The organism is Streptomyces sp. NPDC001222 (genome assembly GCF_042896945.1).
GTDB classification, from domain to species: domain Bacteria; phylum Actinomycetota; class Actinomycetes; order Streptomycetales; family Streptomycetaceae; genus Streptomyces; species Streptomyces gibsoniae.
The window spans coordinates 39,036-64,314 of sequence record NZ_JBIAXT010000005.1 but is presented as its reverse complement, the minus strand read 5'-3'; the positions used below and the strand labels follow the sequence as shown (position 1 = coordinate 64,314).

Sequence of the window (25,279 nt, the reverse complement as noted above, 5' to 3'; positions counted from 1 at the left end):
AGTGCGGGGACGGTTGGTGGCCGGCTCCGGTCTATGGCACCCGAGTAGGAGCAGTCCGGCCTCCCATGACCAAGTGGCTGATCTTCACCGGACCGCGCGGCGGCCACGTATGGCGTACGTCCCCCATGGGGAGATATGGAAACGAGCACTGGCCAAGGCTGGGGTGATCCCCGAGAGGAAACCGGTCGACTCGTACGCCGAGTCCCGTGAGAACTGGGATGGTGATCAATCGCAAACGGGGGCTAACCTTGCTGGGCCTCATCTCTGAGAGGGGGGCGCCTCGTCGCACACCGTGACGAGACGCAGCCCCAGAGATGAGGTGGGGTGATGGAAAAATCGCACCCTTCCCCGGAGTCCAAGGGGAAGATCCGCGAGGTTGCTGGTCGGCTCACGATCGGCTGCAACGGCCAAAGAGTCGCACCAAGTTCTGCGGTCGGCTCTGTCCTCCGCCTGTCGCGAGGAACTGATCACGCGCAACATCGCCAAGCTCGTCGAGCCGCCCGGACCGACAACCGGGAGCTGAATCCCTGGACCCTCGACGAGACCCTTGACTTCCTCGCCGCCGCCCGAAAGGACCCGCTCTATGCGGCCTTCGTGCTCGCCATCGCCATGGGCCTACGCCGGGGAGAGAGCGTCGGCCTGCGCTGGTCTGACCTCGACCTGGACAACCGCGTCCTCTATGTTCGGAAGCAGACGAAGCGCCGCCGTGGCGTCCTGTACGACGAACCCGAAGAGCCGCCGTCGCCGTGCCGTGCCGCTCCCCGCCCTCTGCATCGCGCCCCTGCGTTGGCACCGGATGCGTCAGGCCGCTGCTCGGGCCAAGGCGGGGGAGAAGTGGCAGGAGTCCGCGTACGTCTTTACCACCCGCACCGGCCGCCCGGTCGAGCCGCGGAACGTCTACCGCTCCTTCACCCGAATCGCCCAGGCCGCCGGTCTCCGCGTCATCCGGCTGCACGACGCCCGGCACGGCACCGCGACCCTCCTCACAGCGGCTGGAGTCGCGCCACGCGTCGTGATGGAGATCCTCGGCCACTCTCAGACAGCATCACCATGGACGTCTACACCCACGTCGTGCAGGACACGCAGCGCGAAGCCATGAGCCACATGGACCGCCTGCTCAGGAGGCGCCCCGGTCGTCAGTGACCACCCTCGTTGATGTCAAAAACAGATGTCAAAGGCCCCGGACCATGATCGGTCCGGGGCCTCTTGGCTGGTGCCCCCGGCAGGATTCGAACCTGCGACACCCGCTTTAGGAGAGCGGTGCTCTATCCCCTGAGCTACGAAGGCGGGGTCCTGGCGAAGCCGGGTGAATACTCTGGGTGAGTATTCGTCTCGGCCTCTGCAAGGTGTGGCCGCCCCTGGAGGCGGTTCCAACAGGTTAGCGGATCGGGGCGGGGCGGTGGGGGTCAGGCTGGGGTCTTGTCTTGATCATTTGTTTTCGGTGGCTTTAGGGGCCAGGGCCCGGGCCGCCGTCGCAGAGGCTGTGTCCGCACGGAGCATGAGCGGCTCCGTGGCCGCCGGGGCGGCAGTGGACGCGGCCTCTTGCGTCCGGTTTCGGTCGGTGGCCCGGGGGCCGGCGCCGTCAGGCGGAGGGCGGGAGGCCGTCCGGCATGGTTCGTACGATCGTTTCCCCGCTTGCGATCGGGATCGCGGAGAGCAGTTCCGACGGGAAGTCGAACGCGTCGACCAGGGTCATCATGTGCGGCGCCAGTTCGGCGACCGTCGTGTCCACGGTCTTCGGCAGCGCGCGGACCTGGTCCGGCGTGAGATGGCCCTCGGCGAGCAGGTCACCGGTGTGCTCGCGGAGCCGTCGGAGCAGGAACAGGCGGCACAGGGAGCGCAGCAGGGCGGCCGACCTCGGGTCCGTCGCCTGGTCGGCCGCCGCGGCGAGGGCGTCCGCGGCCCGCAGGCAGGCATGGGCGGCGACCATCTCCAGGGCGGCGGACGAGGTGACGTTCCAGCGGCCGACCGGGTCGCCGGACGGGCCCTCGCGCAGGGCGGTGCGGGCCCGGGTCTGCCAGATGGCCTCCGCCTGGGCGAGCAGGCCGCGCAGGAAGGGGAGGTCGGTCAGGTCTCCTGCCGGCAGTGCCTCCGGCTTCGCGGACTCGTGGCCGAAGACCATCTCGGAGGCGGCCTTCACCCAGATCACCAGGTTGTCGCCCTCGGCGGTGATGCCGCCCTCGATGTTCGCGGGCAGGTCCGCTATGCCGTTGGCGGGGAACAGGCCCTGGGCGCCGCAGCGTTCGCGGCACTCGGTGGCGATCTCCCGTGCCTGCCAGGTGATCCAGCCCTTGGCGACGGCCGTGAGCCGTTGGGCCTCCTCGCGGTCCTGCTCGGTGTGCGCGGCGAACCGGTCGACCACCGCACGGTGCAGGAACGTCATCGCATACGCCGTGGCCAGCCCGTCGAGCAGCCGGTCGTGGTGGCTGCGATGGGCGGCGAGCGGGATGCGCTCACCGGCCCGGGGTCCGGCGATGAGACGGCTGTGGGCGTAGCGGACCGCGATGGTGAGCGCGGCGCGGGCCATGCCCAGGGTGCCGGCGCTCATGCAGAGCTTGCCCATGGTGACGCGGTTGATGGAACGCAGGAGCCGCTTGCGTTTGTTGCCGAGACTGCTGGTGAGCGTGCCGTCGCGGTCCAGCCGGCCGTGTTCGGCCTGCAGGAGCGCCTCGCGCGGCAGCCACACCTGGTCGAAGGAGGTGAGGCAGTGGTCGACGGGCGTTCCGGTGCGGTCCGGCAGCCGGCGGACCGTGACCCCGGGCAGATGCCCTGTCTCGTCGCTGAGCGGGGTGAGGAAGAGGAAGACCCCCTGGTCCTCGTGGTCGACGAGGAGCCGGGCCGCGACGACCGCGGTCTTGGGGCCGCCGGTCAGGCTGGTGTTGGGCATGAACTTGCCCGCGCCGGGCGTCGGGCTGTGCAGACGGAAGCCGTCGTTCGCCCGGTCGTAGACGGCGACGGTCTCCATCGCCGCCACGTCGTTGCCGTGCTCCAACTCGGTGCACAGGAACGTTCCTGTGCTGTGCAGCGCGGTGAAGGCGGACAGGTCGCGGCTCTCGTGGTCGTGGTCGACGAGGCTGCCGAGGAACAGGTTGTAGTGGATGCTCGCGAGCGTGGTCAGCCCTCCGTCCACCGGCCCGATCCACTCGTGCAGGGCGGCCAGCCGGTGCGGGTCGGCCACGAACCGGTCGGGGTCGGCGAGGACTTCGTTGAGGAGGCGCAGCCGGTCGTACGAGAGCGCGGCCCGCTCGGCCGGGGGAAGTCCGGGCCGGTACGAGAACGCGGGGCCGGAGACTGTTTTGCGCCAGATGCCGTGCCGGTGCTCGCGTTGCGGGCCCTCGAAGAGGAGACGCGCGAGTTCGTCGGCGACCAGGCGTCCGGCGGGGCCCGCGTGCGACGGGGTCTTTCTGCCCTCGGGGAGCGCCTGCGCGTCGGGGGCGGCCGATGCTTCGCGGACCGCCAGGTCATGGGTGGACGCCGTGTGTTCGCGTATCGCCGGGTCTTCCGTGGTCTCCGCAGCCAAGGCTTCGAAGGTCGTGACAGCCATCGGGCTTCCCCCTGGGTGGGTTCGGTCAGGTGTGAAGCGCGGGACAGAAGATACGTACCATCCGGTTTTTATTTCAAGAGCCTTCTTGGCCGACTCCTGGAGATCGCCGATCCCGCGTGGGATTTTATGGGCGAAATAGGCCTGATCAGGGACTGGAAGTTTCAGGGTTGAAAAACCGAATGGCTGGTTTTATTGTCCTGAAGCATCGACAGGGACCGTCCGGTCTCTTTCCCCGCGGTGCGGGCTGGTGCGGAGGGTGCTTGTGGCACGGCAGGAGCGGGCCATTCGGACACGGCAGGCGATCCTGCTCGCCGCGGCCGAGGTGTTCGACGCGGTCGGGTACGAGGCGGCGACGATCTCCGACGTGCTGCAGAGGTCGGGGGTGACCAAGGGCGCCCTCTATTTCCACTTCACCTCGAAGGAGGAACTGGCCCAGGCCGTCCTGGCCGCGCAGGTGTCCTCCCTCCCGCGCGTCCCGGAGCAGGAACTGAAGCTTCAGGAGTCGCTGGACGAGGCTCTGCTGCTGGCTTATCTGCTCCGGAAGGACACCGGTGACCCGATCGTCCAGGGCAGTGTGCGGCTGACCGTGGACCAGGGTTCGCCGAAGGACAACCTCAACCGGCGGGTGCCGATGCAGGCGTGGACCGAGCACACGCAGTCCCTCTTCGAGGAGGCCAAGCTGCAGGGTGAGATCCTCCCGCACGCCGATGTCGCGGCCTTGGCCAAACTGTTCGTGGGGGCCTTCACGGGCGTGCAGGTCCTTTCACGGATCATGACCGAGCGGGTGGATCTGGCCGAGCGGGTGGCCGATCTCTACCGGCATCTGATGCCCGCGGTCGCCGTGCCGGGGGTGCTGGTCCGTCTGGACTTCTCCCCCGACCGGGGGCCGAAGGTGTACGAGGCCGCCATGAGACAGCGCCAGTCGGAGGCGGCGAGCGAGGCTCCGTGACGGGGGTGGCCGGGGGCGTACTGCCCTGCCGGGCCGGCGGGTCGGTCCGGTGAGTACGCCGGGAGGTGACCGCCGGGCGGGGGCCCTGGTGCCGGCCGTCGGCCCGGACCGTCGGGCGCCCGGGCGGGGCGAAGGGGGAGCAGGGCGGCCGGATTCGGACGGGGGAGCCGGGCCGGGAGCAGGGCGCAGGCAGGCGGCTCCCATGTGGGGGTGAGTGTCTCTTCTGTGCAGTGAGTTCCACCGTGGTGCGCCGGGCGGTGTGCCACGCCGAATGCCGGCGCGCGGCACCACGTCGCATGCCGGCACCGCGTCGAGTGTCAGTTGCCACATCGAGTGCCAGTACCACGTCGAGTACCGATACCACGTCGAGTACCGGTACCACGTCGAGTACCGGTACCACGTCGAGTACCGGTATCACGTCGAATGTCGAACGGGCCGACCGATCGAACGGAGTGCACGGATGGAGATGACCCGATGCCCGTACGCCCTTGATGTGACGGGGCGTGACCTGGTGGGTGAGACAGCCATGTTGCGGGCGCAGGGGCCGGCCGTCGAGGTGGAGCTGCCCGGTGGGGTGCGCGCCTGGGCCGTCGTGCGGCAGAAGTACGTCAAACAACTCCTCATGGATCCCCGGGTGTCGAAGGACGCCCGGCAGCACTGGCCCGACTTCATCGAGGGTCGTATCGGCCCGGACTGGCCGCTCTATCCGTGGGTGGCGAACGAGAACATGCTCTTCGCCTACGGGGAGCGGCACGGGCGGCTGCGCCGGCTGGTCGCCGCGGCCTTCACCGCACGCCGCACCCAGGCCCTGCGGCCCCGGGTCGAGGAGATCACCGAGGAACTGCTCGACGAGCTGGCCGCGGTGCCGCCGGGTGAACCGGTCGATCTGCGGGCCTGGTTCGCCAATCCGTTGCCCATGCGGGTGATCTGCGAGTTGTTCGGCATCGCGGAGGAGGCTCGTGAGCCCCTGTGCGCGGATCTGGACCTGGTGTTCGGTACGGCAGTGCCGGGCGACGAGATGGCCGCGGCACAGGTGCGGGTCTTCGGGATGCTGGCCGACATGGTCGCCGGGAAGCGGGCCGAGCCCGGTGACGATCTGACGACTGCCCTCATCGAGGCACGCGACGGCGCCGACGGCCGGCTGACCGAGCAGGAACTCCTCGGCACGCTCTATCTGATGATCGCCGCCGGTCAGGAGACCACCTGCACCTTCATCACCAACACGATCGCCGCGCTGCTGGCCCATCCGGAACAGCGCGCGCATGTGCGCGAGGGCCGCGCCGACTGGGCCGACGTGGTCGGGGAGACGCTGCGTACGCGCAGCCCCGCCGCCTACTCGCCGATGCGCTTCGCCGTCGAGGACATCGACCTGGACGGCGTGCGGATCGAGAAGGGCGACCCGATCCTGGTCTCCTTCGCCGGTGCGGTCTCCGATCCGGAGGCGTACGGGGACGACGTCGGTGTCTTCGATGTGCTGAGGACCGGCCGACGGGACGACCTCGGCTTCGGGTACGGCGTGCACCGGTGTGTGGGCGCCCCGTTGGCCCGGCTTGAGGCCACCACCGCGCTGTCGGCGCTCTTCGCCCGCTTCCCCGATATGGAGTCTGTAATTCCGGTGGAGGGGGTCGAATCGGTGCGGTCCTTCATCGTCAATGGGTATGGATCACTTCCGGTCGTGCTGCGACCGAACTGATCCGTTTTCTCTGTCGGTTCGGGCGGGATCCTGTGCTTTCGGGCGATGGGATTCCGCCTTTCCGAGTGCGCCGCGCGGATGCTCCCGGGGCGCTTGCTCGCGCAATTGAAAACCGCACGTGCGGTTTGTTATGCTCCCGATCCAGCCTCAACGGAGCGTGTGATGGCCAAGCAGGAACGTGCGGTGCGAACGCGCAACGCCTTGATCCAGTCCGCCGCCGAACTCTTCACCCAGGACGGCTTCGAGTCGGTCTCGCTCTCGGCGATCAGCTCCCGGGCGGGGGTCAGCAACGGCGCGCTGCACTTCCACTTCCCCAGCAAGGCCGCGCTCGCGGCGGCGGTACGGGACGCCGCGACCCGGCGGTTCGGCCGGATCGCCTCCGCCGAGCGGCCGCCGCCGCAGCTCGGCGGCTCCCTTCAGGCACTCGTCGACACGAGCCACGCCCTGTTGCAGGGCCTGCGCCACGACGTCGTCCTGCGCGCCGGGTTCGAACTGGGCGACAGGGCGCGGGATGTTCGCCGGGGCGGCGACCTGTACGAGCGGTGGCATGTGTGGGTGGAGGACGCCGTCGTACGGGCCTCGCGCGAAGGGCTGCTCTCCGATGTGCCGCCGCGCGATCTGGTGGCCACGGTGGTCGGCGCGACGGTCGGCTTCGCCGCCCTCGGGGAGGGCGATGTGCGCTGGCTCTCCCACACCACCCTCACCCGCTTCTGGTCGCTGCTGCTGCCGCGCATAGCCTCGGCTCCGGCCCTGCGGGGCGTGGTGGCGGCGGGACGGCGGGCGGAGGCGAGCTGACCCCCGGTGAAGCCCGGAGCGCGCCGGCCGGAATCCGTCAGCGGCGTGACACATGGACCCGGTAGTTGCCCCCCTGGTCCTTCCCCGCCACGGTGATGACGACGCCCGCCCTCAGGTCCTGGAAGGACTGCCCGGGGATGAACGTCGCGTCGGACAACTCGGCCTGCACGTTGGGGCTGCGGGTACAGCCGCCGCTGTTGGGCCGGGAGTCGTAGACCGTGATGGGCCCGTTGCCGGTGTCGACGTCCGCGTCCACGCGGTAGATGAGGACGCCGGGCCGGCACACCGCGGCATCGTTGCCCTCTCGGGTCCGCACCTCGATGGCGTATCCCGCCCGGGAGCTGAGCGGGACGAAGACCAGCTTGTGCCCGCCGGTCCGGGCCAGCGGGGTCAGCGTGTACGCGACGGTGCCGCGCGTGGTGGCGCAGTCGACCTGGGAGTCTTCGAGCCAGCCGAGTTTCCACTTGTGCCAGCCGAGCATGTCGTTGTCGGCGCCCCAGTCCTCGCTCATGATGTCCCAGTGCCCGACCGCGGTGCCGCCCTCCTGGGTGTAGAGGTCGGGCAGGCCGAAGGTGTGGCTGTTCTCGTGGGGCAGGACCCGGTAGCCGGTCACCGAGTAGGAGCCCGAGCCGTCGTCCTGGCGGCTGTAGATGAAGGACGCGTTGGCGACGGGGACGCCGTCCGCGAGGGGTGCGTCGGCGTTGCCCGCGAAGGTCACGGACAGGACGGTGTCCAGGGCGGAGGGGCCGGCGTTCGGGGTGGCCAGCACGTTCAGCAGGTCGTAGCGGCGGAAGTCCACCTCGGCGTCGGCGGCGGCGACGATGTCCTGGACGAGCCGACGGTAGCCGGGGTCGAAAGGGGCGCCGCGCTCCAGCCCGTACGCCTTGAACGGCTTGGGCATCCGCAGCCAGCGCCGTATGGGGGCCTCGGGACGGTAGTCGAGACGGCCGTAGGAACTGGTGGTGAACCACCGCTGGGTCTGCGGGAAGAACTCCGCGAACCGGTCGAGCGCGCTGCCCTGCCCGGGAGCGTCGGAGAAGTCGATCATCAGCGTCAGGGCGTGGACGGTCCCGGTGGAGTGGGCGTAGCCGGTGGAGGTCGGGATGCCTTCGGGCATCTGGATGTTCGGATGGCCGTGGATCATGCAGGGGCGCAGCGCCGAGGAACGGGACGGGGCTACGGGGCCCGCCGTCGAGGAGCCCCCCAGCAGCTGCCCGGTGCCGGCGGCGGTGGCGACCAGCAGGGTCAGCGCGGTGACCGAGGCGAGGGAGGCGGCGCGGCGAGGGGGTACCCGGCGATGGGACGGCTGCATGTGGTGGCCCTCCGCTCCCACGGCAGCCGCCGGTCTCCGGCTGCACCCTTGCGATCACCCTCCGGCCCCCCGTCCGGGGGCGCGCGCTGGAGAAGACCGAACGAGGGGTTCTCGGGCGCGAACGGGGTGAAGCCGGGGGAGGGGAGGCGTGAAGCGGGGCGCAGGGCTCGGTCTCCGGCGCCCCGCCCGGGGGCGCGCGCTGGAGAAGACCGAACGAGGGGTTCTCGGGCGCGAACGGGGTGAAGCCGGGGGAGGGGAGGCGTGAAGCGGGGGGAGGGCTCGGTCCGGGCCTGTGACGAATGGCTGGCGAACGGCTGTCCACCCCCGGCCGCGATGTGGCGCGCATCACACGAAGTTGTGCCCGTAGGGGAAATAACCGGGGACGGAATCCCCGTTTAACCCTGTGTCCAGGCGAACCGGGGAAGGAATCCCCGGATCGCGTTTCCACCAGCCCGAGGAGTACGCCGTGCAGACCGCGACCGCGACCCCCGTGCAGCGCCGAGCGCCCAGGCCGCGCGCCGACGCCCTGCGCAACCGGGAGCGGATCGTCACCGCCGCCCGGGAGATGTTCGTCGAGTTCGGCGCCGATGTGCCGTTCGACGAGATCGCCCGCCGGGCCGGTGTCGGCAATGCCACGGTGTACCGCAACTTCCCGGATCGCGACGCACTCGCCCGGGAGGTCGTCTGCTCGGTCCTCGACCGTACGTCAGAGGTCGCCGAGCGGGCGCTCGCCGAGCGCGCCGACGCCTTCGAGGCGCTGGAGCGTTTCGCGCACGCGGCGGCCGACGAGCGGCTGAGCGCGCTGTGCCCGATGCTCTCCAGCGCGTTCGACCAGAATCACCCCGACCTGGAAGCCGCACTGGAACGGATCGAGCGGCTCGTCGAGGGGATCATGGAGCGGGCCAAGGCGGCCGGACAGCTCCGTCCCGACGTGGGCGTCGGTGATCTGACGTTCGCCGTGGCCCAGCTCAGCAGGCCGCCGGCCGGGACGGAGTGTCTGAGCGCCGACCGCTTCATGCACCGTCATCTCCAGCTGTTCCTGGACGGACTGCGGGCCCCGGCCCGCTCCGAGCTGCCGGGTACGGCCGTGACCATGGAGGATCTGCGCCGACCCTGAGCGACCTGTAGCGATCACCAGCGACCGATACCGATTAGTTCAGCGAACTCAACCCGTCTGTACCGGCAGACGTCTGCATCGACGGACGCCGTACCGACGAACGCCGGTGCCGGCGGGCGTCGGTGAGGACGTACGTCCGCACCGGCCCACGACCGTCCGCACCGACCGACGACGTCCGCGGCGAGCAGGCCGCACCGCCGACAGACGTGACCACGACAGACATCCCGGCCGTCACCGCCGACGAGCCGTGCCGTTCGACGCCTTTCTACGTTCCGTTACGTCCTTCTCCGTCCTTCCCTGCCCTTCTAGGCCCCTTCAGGTCTCCTAGTTCCGACTTTCACGTCCTTCTAGGTCTCCTGAGTCCCGATCTTTCCGTCACGAAGTCCCGAAGTGGGTACCTCCATGTCTGCACCAGCACGAAGCGTTCCCGGCGCTTCCGCTCCCGACAACAATCGCTGGCGAGCGCTCGTCTTCATCGCGCTCGCCCAGCTGATGGTCGTCCTCGACGCCACCATCGTGAACATCGCGCTGCCGTCCGCCCAGCGGGATCTCGGGATATCCGACGGCAACCGCCAGTGGGTCGTCACCGCGTACGCCCTCGCCTTCGGCGGTCTGCTGCTCTTCGGCGGCCGTGTCGCCGACCTGTGGGGCCGCAAGCGGGCGTTCGTCGTCGGCCTGACCGGCTTCGCCGCGGCCTCCGCCCTCGGCGGCGCCGCGCAGTCCGGCGCGATGATGTTCGGCGCCCGCGCCCTCCAGGGCGTCTTCGGTGCGCTGCTCGCCCCCGCCGCGCTGTCCCTGCTCGCGGTGATGTTCACCGACGCCAAGGAGCGCGCCAAGGCGTTCGGCATCTACGGCGCGATCGCCGGTGGCGGCGGCGCCGTCGGTCTGATCCTCGGCGGCTTCCTCACCGAGTACCTGGACTGGCGCTGGACGTTCTTCGTCAACATCCCGTTCGCCATCGTCGCGGCCGCCGGTGCCTACTTCGTCATCCGGGAGCCGGAGGGCGGCCGCAACCGTTCGCCGCTCGACATCCCGGGCGTCATCCTCTCCACCCTCGGCCTGGTCTCCCTCGTCTACGGCTTCACGCGCGCCGAGTCCGACGGCTGGGGCGACTCCGTGACGGTCGGCCTCTTCGTCGCGGCGGCCGTCCTGCTGGTGGCCTTCGCGCTCACCGAGTCCCGGGTCAAGGCCCCGCTGCTGCCGCTGCGCGTGGTCACCGACCGCAACCGTGGCGGTGTCTACCTCTCCCTCGGCCTCGCGGTCATCGCCATGTTCGGCACGTTCCTCTTCCTGACCTACTACCTGCAGGTCGTGAAGGGCTACTCGCCGGTGAAGACCGGTTTCGCGTTCCTGCCGATGGTGGCGGGCATGATCACCGGATCGACCCAGATCGGCACCCGCCTCATGACCCGCGTGCCCGCGCGGCTGCTGATGGGCCCCGGGTTCCTGGTGGCCGCCGTCGGCATGCTGTTCTTCGCGCAGCTGGAGATCGGTTCCTCCTACGCGGCTCTCGTGCTGCCGGCCCTGCTGCTGCTGGGCCTCGGCATGGGTACGGCGTTCATGCCGGCCATGTCCCTGGCCACGCACGGCGTGCAGCCGCGGGACGCCGGTGTCGCCTCCGCGATGGTCAACACCTCCCAGCAGGTGGGCGGCGCGATCGGTACGGCCCTCCTGAACACGATCGCCTCCTCGGCGACCACGTCCTACATCAAGGACCACATCGCCACGGCGACCTCCAAGCCGCAGCAGCAGCTGGTCCAGCTCCAGGGCATGGTGCACGGCTACTCGAGCGCCATCTGGGTCGCCGTCGGCATCCTCGTGCTCGCCGCGACGGTCGCCCTGACCTTCGTCAATGCCGGACGCCCGGGCGCCGGGCAGGCCTCCGGCGCGGGCGAGGGCGTCGAGGACGAGGTGCAGGTGCCGGTGGTCGCCCACTGACCGTGCGCACGGGCGCGTGACGTCGTCCGCCGACCCTCACGCCCCATCCGTACGCCTCACCCGTACGCCCCGGTCCGCCCCGGCTCCGCCACTCCGGCGGGCCGGGGCGGCCGTGTGTACGGACGAGTCCGGCTCAGCGGAGCCAGGGCAGGTCCGCCCCCGCCTCCTCGGGCTGAAGTCCCTCCGAGATGACCGACATGATCTCGCCGAGGGACTTCTGCTGCTCGGGGGTGAGGCGGTCGAACAGGGCCTGGCGCACGGCCGCCACATGTCCGGGGGCGGTGCGGGCCAGCACCCCATAGCCCTCGTCCGTGAGGACCGCGAGCTGTCCTCGCTTGTCGGAGGGACAGTTCTCGCGGCGCACCCAGCCGTTCTTCTCCAGGCGGGCGACGGCGTGCGACAGCCGGGAGCGGGTGATCTTCGCCCCGATGGCCAGCTCGGTCATCCGCATCCGCCGGCGCGGCGCCTCGGCGAGCTGGACGAGCAGTCCGTAGTACACGTGCGGCATGCCCGCGTCGCGCTGCAGCTGGCGGTCCAGGTGGTCCTCGAGAAGGGTGACGGCGTGCATGTACGCACGCCATGTGCGCTGCTCCTCGTCGGTGAGCCAGCGGGTGTCCTCAGCGGGTGCCGTCTTCATGGGCTCCACTGTACGAGGGTCTTCTTGAAACTTAAACAAGTCCGCGCTACGCTCTCAGAGGTTGAGATTTCAAGTAAATGTCGGAGGGAGCCGCCATGTCCGTCGCCGCCGAGGAGCGCACCACGCCCGAGCGCATGCCCGCCCTCTACCTCAGTCACGGCGCGCCTCCGCTGGCCGACGACCCGATCTGGCCGGGCCAGCTCGCCGCCTGGTCCGCCGGCCTGCCCCGGCCGAGTGCGATCCTCATGGTCTCCGCCCACTGGGAGGAGGCCCCGCTCGCCCTCGGCGCGGTGGAGACGATCCCGCTGGTCTACGACTTCTGGGGCTTCCCCGAGCACTACTACCGGGTGACCTACGCCGCCCCGGGCGCCCCGAAGCTCGCCGACTCCGTACGCAAACTGCTGCGCGCCCCCGGCATCCCGGTCCAGGACTTCCCGGACCGCGGCCTGGACCACGGCGCGTATGTGCCGTTGGTGGAGATGTTCCCCGAGGCCGACATCCCGGTTCTGCAGGTCTCCCTGCCGACCCTCGACCCGGTGAAGCTCCTCGACATCGGCCGCAAGCTGGCCCCGCTGCGCGACGAGGGCGTCCTGATCGTCGGTTCCGGTTTCTTCACCCACAATCTGGCCGCCCTGCGCCACGCGGGCGGGGGAGTGCCCGGCTGGTCGGCGGAGTTCGACGACTGGGGTCACCGTGCGCTGGAGGCCGGTGACGTCGACGCCCTTCTCGACTTCACCCGCAAGTCGCCGGCGGGCCGGCTCGCCCACCCGCGCACGGAGCACTTCGCCCCGCTCTTCGTGACGCTGGGCGCGGCGGACGCCGCGGGGGAGCTGGACGCGCACCGGTCGGTGATCGACGGGTTCTGGATGGGGCTGGCGAAGAGGTCGGTGCAGTTCGGCTGACCGCCACGCGGTCACAGCTCCTTCTCGTACCAGGCCACGTCCCAGTACCGGCCGAACTTGCGGCCCACCTCCCGGTAGGTGCCCACATGCCGGAAGCCGAAGCGTTCGTGCAGACGCACGGACGCTTCGTTGGGCTGTGCGATGCCCGCGTACGCGCGGTGGAGGTCCTCGCCGGCGAGCGCCGCGAAGAGGGCCTCGTACAGCCGTGCGCCCACGCCGCGGCCCGTGGCGTGGGCGGCGAGATAGACCGTCATCTCCACCGAGGTCGCATACGCGGGCTTGGCGCGAAAGGCGCTGGATGTGGCGTACCCCAGGATCTCCTGTGAGTCGCTGTCCACGGCAACCATCAGGCGGTGCGGTCCGTCTTCAGGGTGGGAGAGCAGCCAAGGACGTCGCTCTTCCGGAGTGAAGATCGCGGTATCGAAGGTGATCGGTGTCGTGTGTACGTAGTGGTTGTAGATGTCCGTGAGGGCCCCGAGGTCGTTCTCGACTCCTGGCCTGACCTGCACCTCTGTACGTTCCGACGCCATCCTGCCTCCCTGGTGGCGGCACAGGGTACTGCATGATCAGAAAAATCGAGGGGCAGGTTGGGAATTCTGTCCGGATTGCAGTCGTTGTTTCCTTCGGATGCCGGGCACCCGAATGGGTGTCCTCAGCGCCAACAGGACCATCCGCCAGCCCACCATCGCAAGGGAGCACGCATGGCAACCCGTGCCGTCGCCCGTCGCAAGTCCGCCGAAGGCGAGACCGTCGACGCGGCAAACAGTGTTCGCGCCCATGGCGGCGAGATCGCCGATCGCGACCTGGTCGGCATGTACCTCGACGAGATCGCGCGTACACCGCTGCTCGACGCCGCCAAGGAGGTCGAGCTGTCCCAGACCATCGAGGCCGGCGTCTTCGCGCGGCAGATCCTCGACGGTGAGGAGGAGGCCAAGGCGGATGCCACCCGTGAGGAGTTGGCGGCCCTGGTCGCCGAGGGCGAGCGGGCCAAGGACGTCTTCATACGCTCCAACCTGCGCCTCGTCGTGGCCGTCGCGCGACGTTATCCGCGCAGTGGCCTGCCGCTGCTCGACCTGATCCAGGAGGGCAACGCCGGTCTGGTGCGCGCGGTCGAGAAGTTCGACTACCGCAAGGGCTTCAAGTTCTCGACGTACGCGACCTGGTGGATCCGTCAGGCCATCACCCGGTCGATCGCCGACCAGTCCCGGACCATCCGGCTGCCCGTGCACCTGGTCGAGGAGCTCGGCCGGATCCGCCGGGTGCAGCGCGAGTTCAACCGTGAGCACGGCCGGGACCCCGAGCCCGCCGAGATCGCGACCGAGCTGGACACGACGGCGGAGCGCATCAGCGACGTCCTGGACTGGGCCCGCGACCCGGTGTCGCTGAACATGTCGGTGGACGACGAGGGCGAGACCCAGTTCGGCGATCTGCTGGAGGACACCTCCGCGGTGTCGCCGGAGCAGTCGGTCCTCACGCTGCTGCGCAGCGAGGAGCTGGACGACCTCATCGGCCGGCTCGACGACCGCACGGCGTCGATCATCAAGATGCGGTACGGCATCGAGGACGGCCGGGAGCGCACCCTGACGGAGGTCGGCAAGGAGCACGGCCTGACGCGTGAGCGCATCCGTCAGATCGAGAAGCACGCGCTGCTGGAGCTGAAGAAGCTGGCCCGGGACACCGGGTTCGACGCCGCGGCGTGACGGTGTCCGCGGGACCGGCGCGCACACCGGTCCCGCCGCGCCGGGTCGTGCGACTTGGCGCTGTTGCATCGCTTCAACCCGCCGGGTCCGGGGCACAAGACCTCCGGGCCCTCCCGCGCACGGGCCGGACCTAGGGGGTGTCGTCAAACTCGCGTCGTCGCCCGAGGGCGGCCCTGCGGCGTCAGGTGCGTGCATGGCGTCGCGGGGCAGGCGGGAGTTTGACGACAGGCCCTGGCGGTCCGCGCCCCCCTGAGCCGAGTCCCGACGCACTCCCCCCGGCGGCGGGACTCCTCCGGAGCCGGGCTCCGGCGCCACTCCCCCCTGGCGCCGGAGCCCGGCTCTCCCCTGTTGCCGGGACAGGGACAGGCCGACCGGGCCGCCCCGGACCTGAACCCCGGGGCGGCCCGGATGGCAGATTGTGCCACAGCGGCATAACCTGCCGTTGTGACCGGTACCAACCGTACGAGCGGGGCCTCGTCCCGCCGTACGTCGCAAGAACCCGGGGGCGTGTCCGCGGACGGGCTTGCTCCCTTGCATGACGAGCCTGTGCAGCGTGACAAGGGTGAGTCGCTGATCGAGCGCCGTAAGGCGGCGACGCGTATGGAGATCGCCCGGGCCGCCGCAGGGCTGTTCATGGCGAACGGACTGCGCGCCACCCGTGCCGAGGACATCGCCCGGGCCGCCGGAGTGGCCCCGCGCACCTTCTACCGCTACTTCGGGACCAAGGAGGAGGCGCTCGCGCCGCTGTTCTCCGAGGGCGCCCACCGGTGGGTGCAAGCGGTCCGTGAGGCCCCGGCCGGGCTGACCGTCGCCGAGGCCCTGCGCCATGCGGCGGTGCACACCCTGACCCCGGGCGTCGGTGTGTCCGCGACCTCCCTGGAATGGGTCCGCGCCCTGCTGTGCCTCATCGGCACCAACCCCGCGCTCACCAAGGTCTGGGCCGAGATCTGCCAGGCCACGGAGCGGGAGCTGGCAGACGCGCTCGCGGAGCGGACACAGGGGGGTGACGAGGCGTCAGCGGCCGTCACGCCTGCCCTGCGTTTCGCGGCCGCCATCGCCGGTGCCGCCGTCCGGGTGGCCGTGGAGACCTGGGCCGCGGGCGACCGCCCGGCCGACGGCCCCGACGGGCCCGCCGCCTACGCCGTACGCAATCTGGAGGCCCTCGGGGAGTTCGCGTGGGGGAGCGGCTGAAGGGGCGGACGGGTTCGAGTCGGACCGTCTCCTCCACCTAGGGGGTGCCTGACAATTCCCGCGGGCGCGCGACTCCCCCGGCCTGGCGGCTGGGAGATGCCCCAGGCACGGCGCCTCGCCGCGTTGTCGGATCACCCGAGTGCGTCCGGTACGCGGATGCTCCTCCGCCTTGCGATGCTCCCCCGGCTACCGCCGGGAGGTGCCCCCTGCGCCGGACGCCGCGCGCTGATCCGGCGCGAATCGTCAGACACCCCCTAGTGACGCGAATCGTCAGACACCCCCTAGTGACCTGAGTCAGAGATTCGTCGGCAGTAGGCGGCTACTTTGTCGAGAATCTCGTCGGCGGTCTTGGTCCAGGCGAAAGGCCTGGGGTGCTCGTTCCAGTCGGTGAGCCAGGGTCGGATGTCTCGTTCGAGGGCTTGGACGGAGCGGTGGACGCCGCGCTTGAGCTTCTTCTGCGTGAGCTCGGCGAACCACCGCTCCACCAGGTTGAGCCAGGAAGAACTCGTCGGTGTGAAGTGCAGGTGGAACCGTGGGTGTGTCTGCAGCCACTTCTTGATGGCGGGTGTCTTGTGGGTGACGTAGTTGTCGAGGATGAGGTGAACGTCGAGACCGGCGGGGACTTCCTTGTCGAGCCTGGCCAGGAACTTCTTGAACTCCACGGCTCGGTGGCGCCGGTGCAGGGAGCCGATCACCTTGCCGGTGGCGACCTCCAAGGCGGCGAACAGAGTGGTGGTGCCGGCGCGGACGTAGTCGTGGCTGCGGCGCTCGGGGACGCCGGGCATCATCGGCAGGACGGGCTGGGACCGGTCGAGTGCCTGGATCTGCGACTTCTCGTCCACACACAGCACCAGGGCCTTTTCGGGCGGGTCGAGGTAGAGGCCGACCACGTCGCGGACCTTGTCGATGAACAGCGGGTCCGTGGACAGCTTGAACGTCTCGGAGCGGTGCGGGGCCAGGGCGAAGGCACGCCAGATCCTGGAGACGGCGGACTGGGACATTCCGGTCGCGGCGGCCATGGACCGGGTCGACCAGTGCGTGGCGTTCGGCGGTTTCTCCTCCAGCGTCTTGACGATGACCCGCTCCACATCGGCATCGGTGATCTTCCTCGGGACACCGGGCCGTGGCTCGTCGGACAGGCCGTCCAGGCCGCGGTCGAGGAAGCGCCTTCGCCAGGTGCGGACCGTGTCCGGAGCGACCTTCAGCCGCCGTGACACCTCCATGATCGAATGCCCCTCGGCGCACTCCAGGACAATCCGAGACCGCAAGGCCAGAGCCTGAGCCGTCGACCGACGACGCAACCACCCCTCAAGCACGGCCCGCTTGGCATCCGTTACCGACAACGGCGGGATCTTCGGTCCACGACGGTTCACACCAAACCAACGACGAATCTCTGACTCAGGTCACTAGGGCCTGTCGTCCGCCGCCCGGCTCAGCCGTTCCCCCAACTCCCGGGTGCGAGCGACCAGTTCCGGGGGTTCGTGGACGGTGAACGGGCAGTCCACCAGGGCCAGCCGTATCGCCAGCCACTCCACCGAGTCGTTCGCCGTACCGCGCAGCCGGCAGCTGTGCTCGTCGAGGGGCTCGGGTTCGTCGAACCACCGGGGCAGGCGCGCCGCCACGAAGTCCGCGGGCGCGGCGAAGGTCGCGTCGAACTCGTAGGTCTCCTGGCGCCGGTACATCGACCGCCGCAGATACTCCGCCGCGCTTTTCGCCGGCAGCTCGCGCGGTGTGAACCGCACGCCTGTCGCGAAGGGCGCGCTGACCCGGTCGACCCGGAACGTGCGCCAGTCGTCGCGTTCGAGGTCGTAGGCGACGAGGTACCAGCGGCGTCCCGTCGACACCAGCCGGTACGGCTCGGCCAGGCGCCGTGACCCCGTGCCGTCCTTGGCGCGGTAGGCGAACCGCAGCCGCTCCCCGCCCGCGATCGTCGAGGCGATCACGGTCAGCGTCTCCGGCGCGATGCTCGCCCCGTCGCCGCTGGTCAGCGCGGTGGTGGCGGCCTGGAGCGTGGCGACGCGATGACGCAGCCGACCCGGCAGCACCTGTTCCAGCTTGGCCAGGGCCCGCACGGACGCCTCCTCCACACCCTCCACCGCGTGCCCCGCACCCGCGCGCAGCCCCACCGCGATCGCCACGGCCTCCTCGTCGTCGAGCACCAGCGGCGGCATGGCCTTCCCGGCGACCAGCCGGTACCCGCCGTCGGCCCCTCTGCTGGCCTGGACCGGGTAGCCCAGCTCGCGCAGCCGGTCGATGTCGCGTCGGACGGTGCGCCGGGACACCCCGAGCCGCTCGGCGAGCTCGCCGCCGGGCCACTCACGGGGGGTCTGCAGCAGGGACAGCAGCTGGAGGAGCCGGGCCGGGGTGTCGGTCGTCATACGTCGAGAATGCATGAGGATGAGGACATGATCTGACCTATTGGCCCTCTACCTTCGGAGCATGACCTCCACCGACAGCACACTCAGTACCGACGCGGCCGACGGGCTCCCGGCCGGCGCGAGCGACCGGCGCCGCTGGTTCGCGCTCGCGATCGTGATGACCGCGGCCTTCATGGACCTGGTCGACGTCACGATCGTCAACATCGCGATCCCCTCCATCCAGCGCGACGAGGGCGCCTCCTTCAGCCAGATCCAGTGGATCACCGCGGGATATGCGCTCGCCTTCGCCGCCGGACTGATCACCGGTGGCCGGCTCGGCGACATTCACGGCCGCAAGCGCCTCTTCCTGATCGGCATCGGCGGCTTCACGCTCGCGTCCGCGCTCTGCGGCTTCGCGGCCAACCCCGAGATGCTCGTCGCCTCGCGGATTCTGCAGGGCGCGATGGCCGCGATGATGGTCCCGCAGGTGCTGTCGATCGTGCACGCCACCTTCCCGGCCCACGAGCGGGGCAAGGTCTTCGGCCTCTTCGGCGCCGTCGTGGGGCTGGGAGCCGTCTCGGGGCCGCTGCTCGGCGCGCTGCTCACCGAGTGGAACCTGTTCGGGCTGGAATGGCGCCCCATCTTCCTGATCAACCTGCCGGTCGGCATCGTGGCGTATCTGCTCGGCCGGCGCTTCATCACGGAGTCGAAGGCCCCCCGGGCCCTGCGCCTCGACCTCGTCGGGGTGGCCCTGGTGACGCTGGGTCTGCTGATGCTCCTCTACCCGCTCACGCGCGGCCGGGAGCTGGGCTGGCCGCTGTGGGGGTACGCGTCGATGACGGGCGCGCTGGTGGTCTTCGGGGTGCTGGTGGCGTACGAGCGGCACAAGGCCGCCCGCGACGGCTCCCCGCTCGTCGAGCTGTCGCTGTTCCGGGTGAAGAGCTTCGCCGCGGGTATCGCGGTGCAGACGGTGTTCGGGATCGGCCTCGGCGTCTTCTTCCTGGTCTGGACGCTGTACATGCAGGTGGGTCTGGGGTGGAGCGCCCTGCGGGCCGGTCTGACGGGTGTGCCGTTCTCGCTCGCGGTCTCGACGGCGGCCGGGATGTCGGTGCAGAAGCTGGTCCCGCGCTTCGGCCGCAAGGTGCTGCAGGCGGGCGCGCTGCTGATGGCGGCGGGTGTGCTCATCTACATCGCCGAGGCCCGTCGGTACGGCCTGTCCATCGCCTCCTGGCAGATGGCGCTGCCGCTGGTGGTCATGGGCGCGGGCATGGGGCTGATCGTGGCGCCGCTGACGGACGCGGTCCTCTCCGACGTGCCGCGGGAGCACTCCGGTTCGGCGTCGGGGCTGATCAACACGGTGCAGCAGATGGGCAACGCGCTGGGCCTCGGGCTGGTGTCGGTGGTCTTCTTCGGCGAGATCGACGACCGGCCGGCCCCGGCCGCGGTGGGCCCGGCCTTTGTGCATGCCTTCCAGCACGCCCTGGGCTATGTCGTGGCGGTCCTGGTGGTGATCTTCCTGCTGATGTTCGCGCTGCCGAAGCGGCCGGCGCAGCACGTGGAGGGCGCGGAGGAGGAGTCGGACGCGGGGCCCGTCGGGGAGCCGGTGCTCGTCTCCTGAATGAGTGCGGGGCCCCTGGGGACCGGCGGGGCGCGTTCCGTGCGCGCCCGCCGGGCGTCGGACGTGTCAGGACCTTTCAGGGGCGCCCCTCCCGATTGTGCCCGTTCCGATGCCCGAACCTGTTTACTTTTCGGACATGCGGCCGTAGCCTCCCCCTGAAACCACACGTTCGGGCATCAGTCGGAGGCGAACGGACATGTACGCACCGGAGCGGCAGCAGGAGATCCTCCGGCTTGCCCGTGACGGCGGCCGGGTGGACGTCATGTCGCTGGCCGAGGAGTTCCAGGTCACGGCGGAGACGATCCGCCGCGACCTCAAGGCCCTGGACCGCGCCGGCCTGGTGCGCCGGGTGCACGGCGGCGCCATACCCGCCGGACGCCTGGACTTCGAGCCCGACCTCGCGGAGCGGGAGTCCACGGCGGCCGACGAGAAGGACCGGATCGCGCAGGCGGCCGTCGCCGAGCTGCCGAGCGAGGGCACGATGATCCTCGACGCCGGCTCGACCGTCGCCCGGCTGGCCGGGGCCATCCCCCTGGACGCCTCCCTCACCGTGGTCACCCACAGCCTTCCCACCGCGGCCCGCCTCGCGGACCACCCCGGCATCCAGCTCCATCTGGTCGGGGGGCGCGTACGGCACCGTACGCGCGCCGCCGTGGACGCCTGGGCGCTGAGCGCGTACGCCGAGATCCGGGCCGATATCGCGTTCGTCGCCGCCAACGGCTTCTCCGCCGGTCACGGACTGACCACCCCCGACCTCGCCGAGGCCGCCGTCAAGCGTGCCGCGATCCGCGCCGCCCGCAGGGTGGTGCTGCTCGCCGACTCCTCCAAGCACGGCCAGGAGCACTTCGCCCGCTTCGGCGACCTCGGTGATGTGGACCTGCTGATCACCGACAGCGGGTTGAGCCCCGAGGACGCCGCCGCGATCGAGCGCGGCGGCACGGAAGTAGTGCGCGCATGATTCTCACCGTCACCCCGAACCCCTCTCTCGACCGTACGTACGAGGTTCCGTCCCTCGACCGCGGCGAGGTCATCCGGGCCACCGGTGAACGCATGGACCCGGGCGGCAAGGGCGTGAACGTCTCGCGCGCCGTCGCGGCCGCCGGACGGCGCACGGTCGCGGTGCTCCCGCTGGGCGGGGCGCCCGGTGCGCTCGTCGCCGAGCTGCTCCACGACCAGGGCATCACCGTGGCGCCGGTGCCGATCGCCGGAGCCACCCGGTCCAACATCTCGGTCGCCGAACCCGACGGCACCCTCACGAAGATCAACGCGCCCGGCCCCGAGCTGTCCCCCGCCGAGGCCGAACTGCTGCTGGAGACGGTCCGCGACCAATACCGCGCGGCCGAGACCACGTGGATCACCTGCTGCGGCAGCCTGCCCCGCGGACTCGCTCCGTCCTGGTACGCCGACCTGGTCGCCCGTGCCCACGCCGCGGGCGCCAGGATCGCGCTCGACACCTCGGGGCCCGCGCTCCTCGAAGCCCTGCGCGAGCGCCCGGACGTGGTGAAGCCGAACGCCGAGGAACTCGCGGCGGCCGTCGGGCGCCCGCTCCTCACCGTCGGCGACGCGGCCAAGGCCGCCGAGGAGCTGCGCGAGATGGGCGCGGGCGCCGTGCTCGCGAGCCTCGGCGCGGACGGGCAGCTGCTCGTGTCCGACACGGGTGTGTGGTTCGGCAGCGCCCGCGTCGACGCCGTACGCAGCAACGTCGGCGCCGGCGACTCCTCCCTCGCCGGTTTCCTGATTGCGGGCGGCACCGGACCCGAGGCCCTGGCCTCGGCCGTCGCCCATGGAGCCGCGGCGGTCCAGCTGCCCGGCAGTGTGATGCCGACCCCGGCCCATCTGGACCCCTCCGCCGTGACGGTGACGTCGGAGGTGCCCCTGGACCGCGTCCTGACGGAGCCGGCGTCATGACCGCGCGCCGCCCGTCGCCGCGCCCGCGACGGCACCCGGCTGTCGCCGCCGAAGCCGGAGGGAGGCGGGTTTTCCCCGGCCCCGCCTCCCTCCTCATCCCTCTTGGGCTCCCCGCCCTCCCGGACCCACCCCCCAGCACCCCCATCCCCACCCCCGCCCCCGCCCGTCACACCCCCCGGGCGATACGCGTGCGAAGGAGCCCGCGATGAGCCAGATGATCACCGCGGACCTGGTCGATCTCGACCTGTCCGCCGACACCAAGGAAGCGGCGGCACATGCCCTCGCCGAACGGATGGTGGCCCGGGGCCGGGTGACCGACCTGGAGGGCTTCCTCGCGGATGTCGCAGCCCGCGAGGCGCAGATGCCCACCGGCCTCGACGGCGGCATCGGCATCCCGCACTGCCGCAGCGAGCACGTCACCGAGCCGACGCTCGCCTTCGGGCGCAGCGCGCAGGGCATCGACTTCGGTGCCGCGGACGGCCCGGCCGACCTGATCTTCCTGATCGCGGCTCCCGCGGGTGCGGACGACGCGCATCTGACGATCCTGTCCTCCCTCGCCCGTCAGCTGATGAACGCCGAGTTCACCACCGCGCTGCGGGCCGTGGACGACGCGGCTGCCGCCGCCGCGCTCATCCGCGGTGACGAGGCTCCGGCCGACGGTGCCGAGGAAGCCGCGGAGGCCGCGTCCGGGGCCGGTTCCGGTGCGTCCGCCGACGCCGCCGCGGGCGATGCGGCCCCGGTGCCGGGTGCGCGCGACGCGGAGGCCATCGGTGCTCCGGCCGGGCAGCCGTTCCGTATCGTCGCCGTCACCTCCTGCCCCACCGGCATCGCGCACACCTATATGGCCGCCGAGTCGCTGGAGAACGCGGGCCGCGAGGCGGGCATCGAGGTCGTCGTCGAGACGCAGGGTTCGGCCGGCTTCACCCGGCTCGACCCGGCGGTCATCGAGGCGGCGGACGGCGTGATCTTCGCCCATGACGTGCCCGTACGGGACAAGGACCGCTTCGCCGGCAAGCCGACCGTCGACGTCGGCGTGAAGGCGGGCATCAACCGGCCCACCGAGCTGATCGCCGAGGTGCGCGAGAAGGCCGCGCGCGGCGAGGTCACCGCGGCGGCAGGCGCCCCGGCGTCACCGGTCGAGCGGACCGGTGACTCCGGCGAGGGCTACGGCACCAAGCTGCGCAAGTGGCTCATGTCCGGTGTGAGCTACATGGTTCCGTTCGTCGCCGCGGGCGGTCTGCTCATCGCCCTCGGCTTCGCGATCGGCGGCTACAAGATCAACAAGGCGCCGTCGGTCATGGACCACTTCGTGTGGACCCAGACGGACAGCTGGGCCGCGCTGCTCTTCCAGATCGGCGTGGTGTCCTTCGGCTTCCTCGTCCCGGTCCTGGCCGGCTACATCGCCTACGGCATGGCCGACCGTCCCGGTCTCGTGCCCGGCTTCGTCGGCGGCTCGATCGCCCTCACCATCAACGCGGGCTTCCTCGGCGGTCTGGTCGCCGGTCTGCTCGCCGGTGGTGTGGTGATGGCGATCCAGAAGATCGACATCCCGCCGGCGGTGCGCGGCATCATGCCGGTGGTGGTGATTCCGCTGATCTCCTCGGCGATCGTCGGATTCCTGATGTTCGTCGTCGTCGGAAAGCCCATCGCCTCCGCGCAGAAGGGCCTGACCGACTGGCTGAACGGTCTCACGGGCACCAACGCCGTCCTGCTCGGCGCGCTGCTCGGCCTGATGATGTGCTTCGACCTCGGTGGCCCGGTCAACAAGGTCGCCTACACGTTCGCCACCGCCGGTATCGCGGTCTCCACCCCGAGCGACTCGGCGATGAAGATCATGGCCGCGGTGATGGCCGCCGGTATGGTCCCGCCGCTGGCGATGGCCCTGGCGACCACGGTCCGCGGCAAGCTCTTCACGCACACCGAGCGTGAGAACGGCAAGGCCGCCTGGGTGCTGGGTGCCTCCTTCATCTCCGAGGGCGCGATCCCGTTCGCGGCGGCCGACCCGCTGCGCGTCATCCCCTCGTCGATGGTCGGCGGCGCGATCACCGGCGCTCTGTCGATGGCCTTCGGTGCCACCCTGCGCGCCCCCCACGGCGGCATCTTCGTGGTCCCGCTCATCGGCAACCCGTTCCTCTACCTGGTCGCCATCGCCGCCGGCGTGTGTGTGACGACGGCCCTGGTGGTGCTCCTGAAGGGCCTGCGCAAGCAGAACTCCGAGGGTGCGGCGGGTGAGCCGGGCGGCGCCATAGCGGCTCCGTCCGCGGCCAAGCAGCCGGTCGCCGCCTGATCGGACTCCGCGCCGGCACGACATGCATCGGCCGCAACCCCGGTGAGGGTGTTGCGGCCGACGTGTATGCCCGACGTGTCCGTTCGGCGACGGGTGACCCTGTTACGGCGTCTCCGGCTCCTTGGCCGCCTCTTCGCCACTTCTTGTCCTTACTATCCACACCTGCGAGATGCGTCACGGTCCGGGGTCAAAGGCCCGGTTCGTGGTGTCTACTGGGATGCATGCCTGTGCATATGTCGACCTTCCAGTTGCTGGGTGTGCCCGCCCTCGCCCTGGTGACGGCCGTCTGGATCGTCTACGTGGGCCGCGCGCTGCGCCGCCGCGACGTCGAGGAGGCGGCCCGGTGGCGTGTCCGCGCCGAGGACGCAGCCCGGTATCACCACGAGGTGCTCCGAGGCCTGCCTCGCCAGCCGCAGTCGGGCCCGGAGCTGGAGAGCGTCGAACTCACACCCGCCGAACAGGACGCCTTCGCCGGCCTGATGCGGCAGCTTCGCGACGGGCGGTCCTGACGGGCCTCGGCGGTTTCGGTCAGCGGGAGCGGTCGAGTGTCTCCGCCCGGCGGTCCATCGCCTCCCGCGCCTTCTCCTCCGTCGAGTACACCTCGCACATGTGGCGTCCGTCCGGCGTCGCCGTGTGCTCGACCTCCCACAAGGACAGCTCCCGGCCGTCGCGCAGCAGGAACGCGTGCTCGTAGAGCGAGAAGCTCAGCCCCGCGCGGGCGGCCCGGCCCGGCCGTCCGAAGGACTGTGTGATCTCGTGCGCGAACGCCGAGCGCAGCAGTAACGACTCCAGATCCGTGTCCGGGCGGTCCGGGTTCTCGGCGCGGCGCAGCAGCCGGCGGGCGTGGTCCGCCGAGTCGTCGGGCCGGTACGCGTGACGGGGCTCGGGGACGGGGGACAGCTGGACCGGCACCGGCAGCTCGAACTCGGGGGCGTCCGGCGTCAGTGGAAGCCGGGCCGTGGCGGTGCGCAGTTCCTCCTCGTCCACGTACACCTCGTGTTCCAGATGGCCGCCGGGTCCTGTGTTGTGGACCAGTTCCCACAGGGTGACCGCCGAGCCGTCCGCCAGCAGCCAGGTGTGCCGGTACGTCTCCCGGTGCAGGCCCGCGCTGTGGTGCGCCGAGTGCAGCGAACTGTCGTCGGCCAGCGCGCAGTCGAGCGTCGCTATCGTCTCGTCAGGGAGCTCGAAGGAGTTCAGGGCGCGGCCCAGCAGCCGCGCGAGGTGCTCCTCCGGAGACTCGGGCGACTCGGCTGGCTCGTGCGCCGCCGTCTGGTACGGAACGCTCAAGGCTTCTCCCGGCGTTGCTGCATGTCACCTTGTGGGTGCATACC

At 70.6% G+C, this 25,279-nt stretch carries 20 protein-coding genes, 1 tRNA gene and 2 pseudogenes; 15 read left to right on the top strand and 8 right to left on the bottom strand.

The window, feature by feature from the left end:
* Positions 1-59: 59 nt before the first annotated feature.
* Both ACFY2Z_RS09485 and ACFY2Z_RS09480 read left to right on the top strand, forming a co-directional pair.
* A pseudogene (locus tag ACFY2Z_RS09485) lies at positions 60-214 on the top strand (site-specific integrase); the annotation flags it as partial.
* A gap of 180 nt (positions 215-394) precedes the next feature.
* A pseudogene (locus ACFY2Z_RS09480) lies at positions 395-1,143 on the top strand (tyrosine-type recombinase/integrase); the annotation flags it as partial.
* 68 nt (positions 1,144-1,211) lie between these two features.
* On the opposite strand, the gene ACFY2Z_RS09475 reads toward ACFY2Z_RS09480, so the two are convergent.
* Together ACFY2Z_RS09475 and ACFY2Z_RS09470 are read right to left on the bottom strand one after the other, a co-directional pair.
* Positions 1,212-1,287, bottom strand: a tRNA-Arg gene (locus ACFY2Z_RS09475).
* Between the two features lie 295 nt (positions 1,288-1,582).
* Positions 1,583-3,544 (bottom strand): acyl-CoA dehydrogenase, encoded by a 1,962-nt coding sequence (locus ACFY2Z_RS09470; RefSeq protein ID WP_390743591.1) that lies wholly within the window; start codon positions 3,542-3,544, stop codon positions 1,583-1,585.
* 262 nt (positions 3,545-3,806) lie between these two features.
* Here ACFY2Z_RS09470 and ACFY2Z_RS09465 point away from each other — a divergent pair, with 262 nt between their 5' ends.
* The 3 genes from ACFY2Z_RS09465 (at position 3,807) to ACFY2Z_RS09455 (ending at position 6,981) form a co-directional block, all read left to right on the top strand.
* Positions 3,807-4,493 (top strand): ScbR family autoregulator-binding transcription factor, encoded by a 687-nt coding sequence (locus ACFY2Z_RS09465; RefSeq protein ID WP_390743590.1) that lies wholly within the window; start codon positions 3,807-3,809, stop codon positions 4,491-4,493.
* Between the two features lie 460 nt (positions 4,494-4,953).
* Positions 4,954-6,186, top strand: a complete 1,233-nt coding sequence (locus tag ACFY2Z_RS09460) for a cytochrome P450 (protein WP_390743589.1) — start codon at positions 4,954-4,956, stop codon at positions 6,184-6,186.
* A 162-nt stretch (positions 6,187-6,348) separates the two neighbouring features.
* A complete protein-coding gene (locus tag ACFY2Z_RS09455) occupies positions 6,349-6,981 on the top strand; it encodes a ScbR family autoregulator-binding transcription factor (RefSeq protein WP_390743588.1) in 633 nt (210 codons plus the stop codon).
* A 37-nt stretch (positions 6,982-7,018) separates the two neighbouring features.
* On the opposite strand, the gene ACFY2Z_RS09450 is transcribed toward ACFY2Z_RS09455, so the two are convergent.
* Positions 7,019-8,293: a M6 family metalloprotease domain-containing protein gene (locus ACFY2Z_RS09450; RefSeq protein WP_390743587.1), complete on the bottom strand. Its 1,275-nt coding sequence runs from the start codon at positions 8,291-8,293 to the stop codon at positions 7,019-7,021.
* A gap of 466 nt (positions 8,294-8,759) precedes the next feature.
* On the opposite strand from ACFY2Z_RS09450, the gene ACFY2Z_RS09445 reads away from it, so the two are divergent.
* The gene (locus ACFY2Z_RS09445; RefSeq protein WP_390743586.1) at positions 8,760-9,410 is read left to right on the top strand and encodes a TetR/AcrR family transcriptional regulator; all 651 of its coding nucleotides are present in this window, start codon (positions 8,760-8,762) and stop codon (positions 9,408-9,410) included.
* Between the two features lie 402 nt (positions 9,411-9,812).
* Entirely contained in the window at positions 9,813-11,348 is a 1,536-nt protein-coding gene (locus ACFY2Z_RS09440; RefSeq protein ID WP_390743585.1) for an MFS transporter, read from the top strand.
* A 133-nt stretch (positions 11,349-11,481) separates the two neighbouring features.
* Here the strand turns inward: ACFY2Z_RS09440 and ACFY2Z_RS09435 are convergent, their stop codons facing one another.
* Positions 11,482-11,985, bottom strand: a complete 504-nt coding sequence (locus ACFY2Z_RS09435; RefSeq protein WP_390743584.1) for a MarR family winged helix-turn-helix transcriptional regulator — start codon at positions 11,983-11,985, stop codon at positions 11,482-11,484.
* Positions 11,986-12,119: 134 nt separating this feature from the next.
* Here ACFY2Z_RS09435 and ACFY2Z_RS09430 point away from each other — a divergent pair, with 134 nt between their 5' ends.
* Entirely contained in the window at positions 12,120-12,887 is a 768-nt protein-coding gene (locus tag ACFY2Z_RS09430; protein WP_390743800.1) for a dioxygenase, read from the top strand.
* An 11-nt stretch (positions 12,888-12,898) separates the two neighbouring features.
* On the opposite strand, the gene ACFY2Z_RS09425 is transcribed toward ACFY2Z_RS09430, so the two are convergent.
* Positions 12,899-13,417: a GNAT family N-acetyltransferase gene (locus ACFY2Z_RS09425; RefSeq protein ID WP_390743583.1), complete on the bottom strand. Its 519-nt coding sequence runs from the start codon at positions 13,415-13,417 to the stop codon at positions 12,899-12,901.
* Between the two features lie 171 nt (positions 13,418-13,588).
* Here ACFY2Z_RS09425 and ACFY2Z_RS09420 point away from each other — a divergent pair, with 171 nt between their 5' ends.
* Entirely contained in the window at positions 13,589-14,587 is a 999-nt protein-coding gene (locus ACFY2Z_RS09420; RefSeq protein WP_388968829.1) for an RNA polymerase sigma factor RpoD/SigA, read from the top strand.
* Positions 14,588-15,187: 600 nt separating this feature from the next.
* On the top strand, positions 15,188-15,778 hold the full coding sequence (locus tag ACFY2Z_RS09415) for a TetR/AcrR family transcriptional regulator (RefSeq protein WP_390743799.1): 591 nt from the start codon (positions 15,188-15,190) through the stop codon (positions 15,776-15,778).
* Positions 15,779-16,059: 281 nt separating this feature from the next.
* Here the strand turns inward: ACFY2Z_RS09415 and ACFY2Z_RS09410 are convergent, their stop codons facing one another.
* Positions 16,060-17,151, bottom strand: coding sequence for an IS630 family transposase (locus ACFY2Z_RS09410; RefSeq protein ID WP_390743582.1), 1,092 nt, complete (start codon positions 17,149-17,151; stop codon positions 16,060-16,062).
* Between the two features lie 33 nt (positions 17,152-17,184).
* The gene (locus ACFY2Z_RS09405) at positions 17,185-18,156 is read right to left on the bottom strand and encodes a helix-turn-helix transcriptional regulator (RefSeq protein ID WP_390743581.1); all 972 of its coding nucleotides are present in this window, start codon (positions 18,154-18,156) and stop codon (positions 17,185-17,187) included.
* A 61-nt stretch (positions 18,157-18,217) separates the two neighbouring features.
* Here ACFY2Z_RS09405 and ACFY2Z_RS09400 point away from each other — a divergent pair, with 61 nt between their 5' ends.
* The 5 genes from ACFY2Z_RS09400 to ACFY2Z_RS09380 all read left to right on the top strand — a co-directional run bounded on the left by ACFY2Z_RS09400 (position 18,218) and on the right by ACFY2Z_RS09380 (position 24,457).
* Positions 18,218-19,753 (top strand): MFS transporter, encoded by a 1,536-nt coding sequence (locus ACFY2Z_RS09400; RefSeq protein WP_390743580.1) that lies wholly within the window; start codon positions 18,218-18,220, stop codon positions 19,751-19,753.
* Between the two features lie 196 nt (positions 19,754-19,949).
* Complete coding sequence (locus ACFY2Z_RS09395) at positions 19,950-20,711, top strand: DeoR/GlpR family DNA-binding transcription regulator (protein ID WP_311695507.1); 762 nt, start codon at positions 19,950-19,952, stop codon at positions 20,709-20,711.
* Positions 20,708-21,661 carry a 1-phosphofructokinase gene (gene pfkB, locus ACFY2Z_RS09390; RefSeq protein WP_390743579.1) on the top strand — a complete coding sequence of 318 codons (954 nt, stop codon included), beginning with the start codon at positions 20,708-20,710 and terminating at the stop codon, positions 21,659-21,661. The genes ACFY2Z_RS09395 and pfkB overlap by 4 nt, the downstream gene beginning before the upstream one ends.
* A gap of 205 nt (positions 21,662-21,866) precedes the next feature.
* A complete protein-coding gene (locus ACFY2Z_RS09385) occupies positions 21,867-23,948 on the top strand; it encodes a fructose-specific PTS transporter subunit EIIC (protein ID WP_390743578.1) in 2,082 nt (693 codons plus the stop codon).
* A 221-nt stretch (positions 23,949-24,169) separates the two neighbouring features.
* Positions 24,170-24,457, top strand: coding sequence for a hypothetical protein (locus ACFY2Z_RS09380; RefSeq protein ID WP_390743577.1), 288 nt, complete (start codon positions 24,170-24,172; stop codon positions 24,455-24,457).
* Between the two features lie 19 nt (positions 24,458-24,476).
* Here ACFY2Z_RS09380 and ACFY2Z_RS09375 read toward each other — a convergent pair whose 3' ends face one another.
* Positions 24,477-25,235, bottom strand: coding sequence for a DUF6227 family protein (locus ACFY2Z_RS09375; protein ID WP_390743576.1), 759 nt, complete (start codon positions 25,233-25,235; stop codon positions 24,477-24,479).
* Positions 25,236-25,279: the final 44 nt, after the last annotated feature.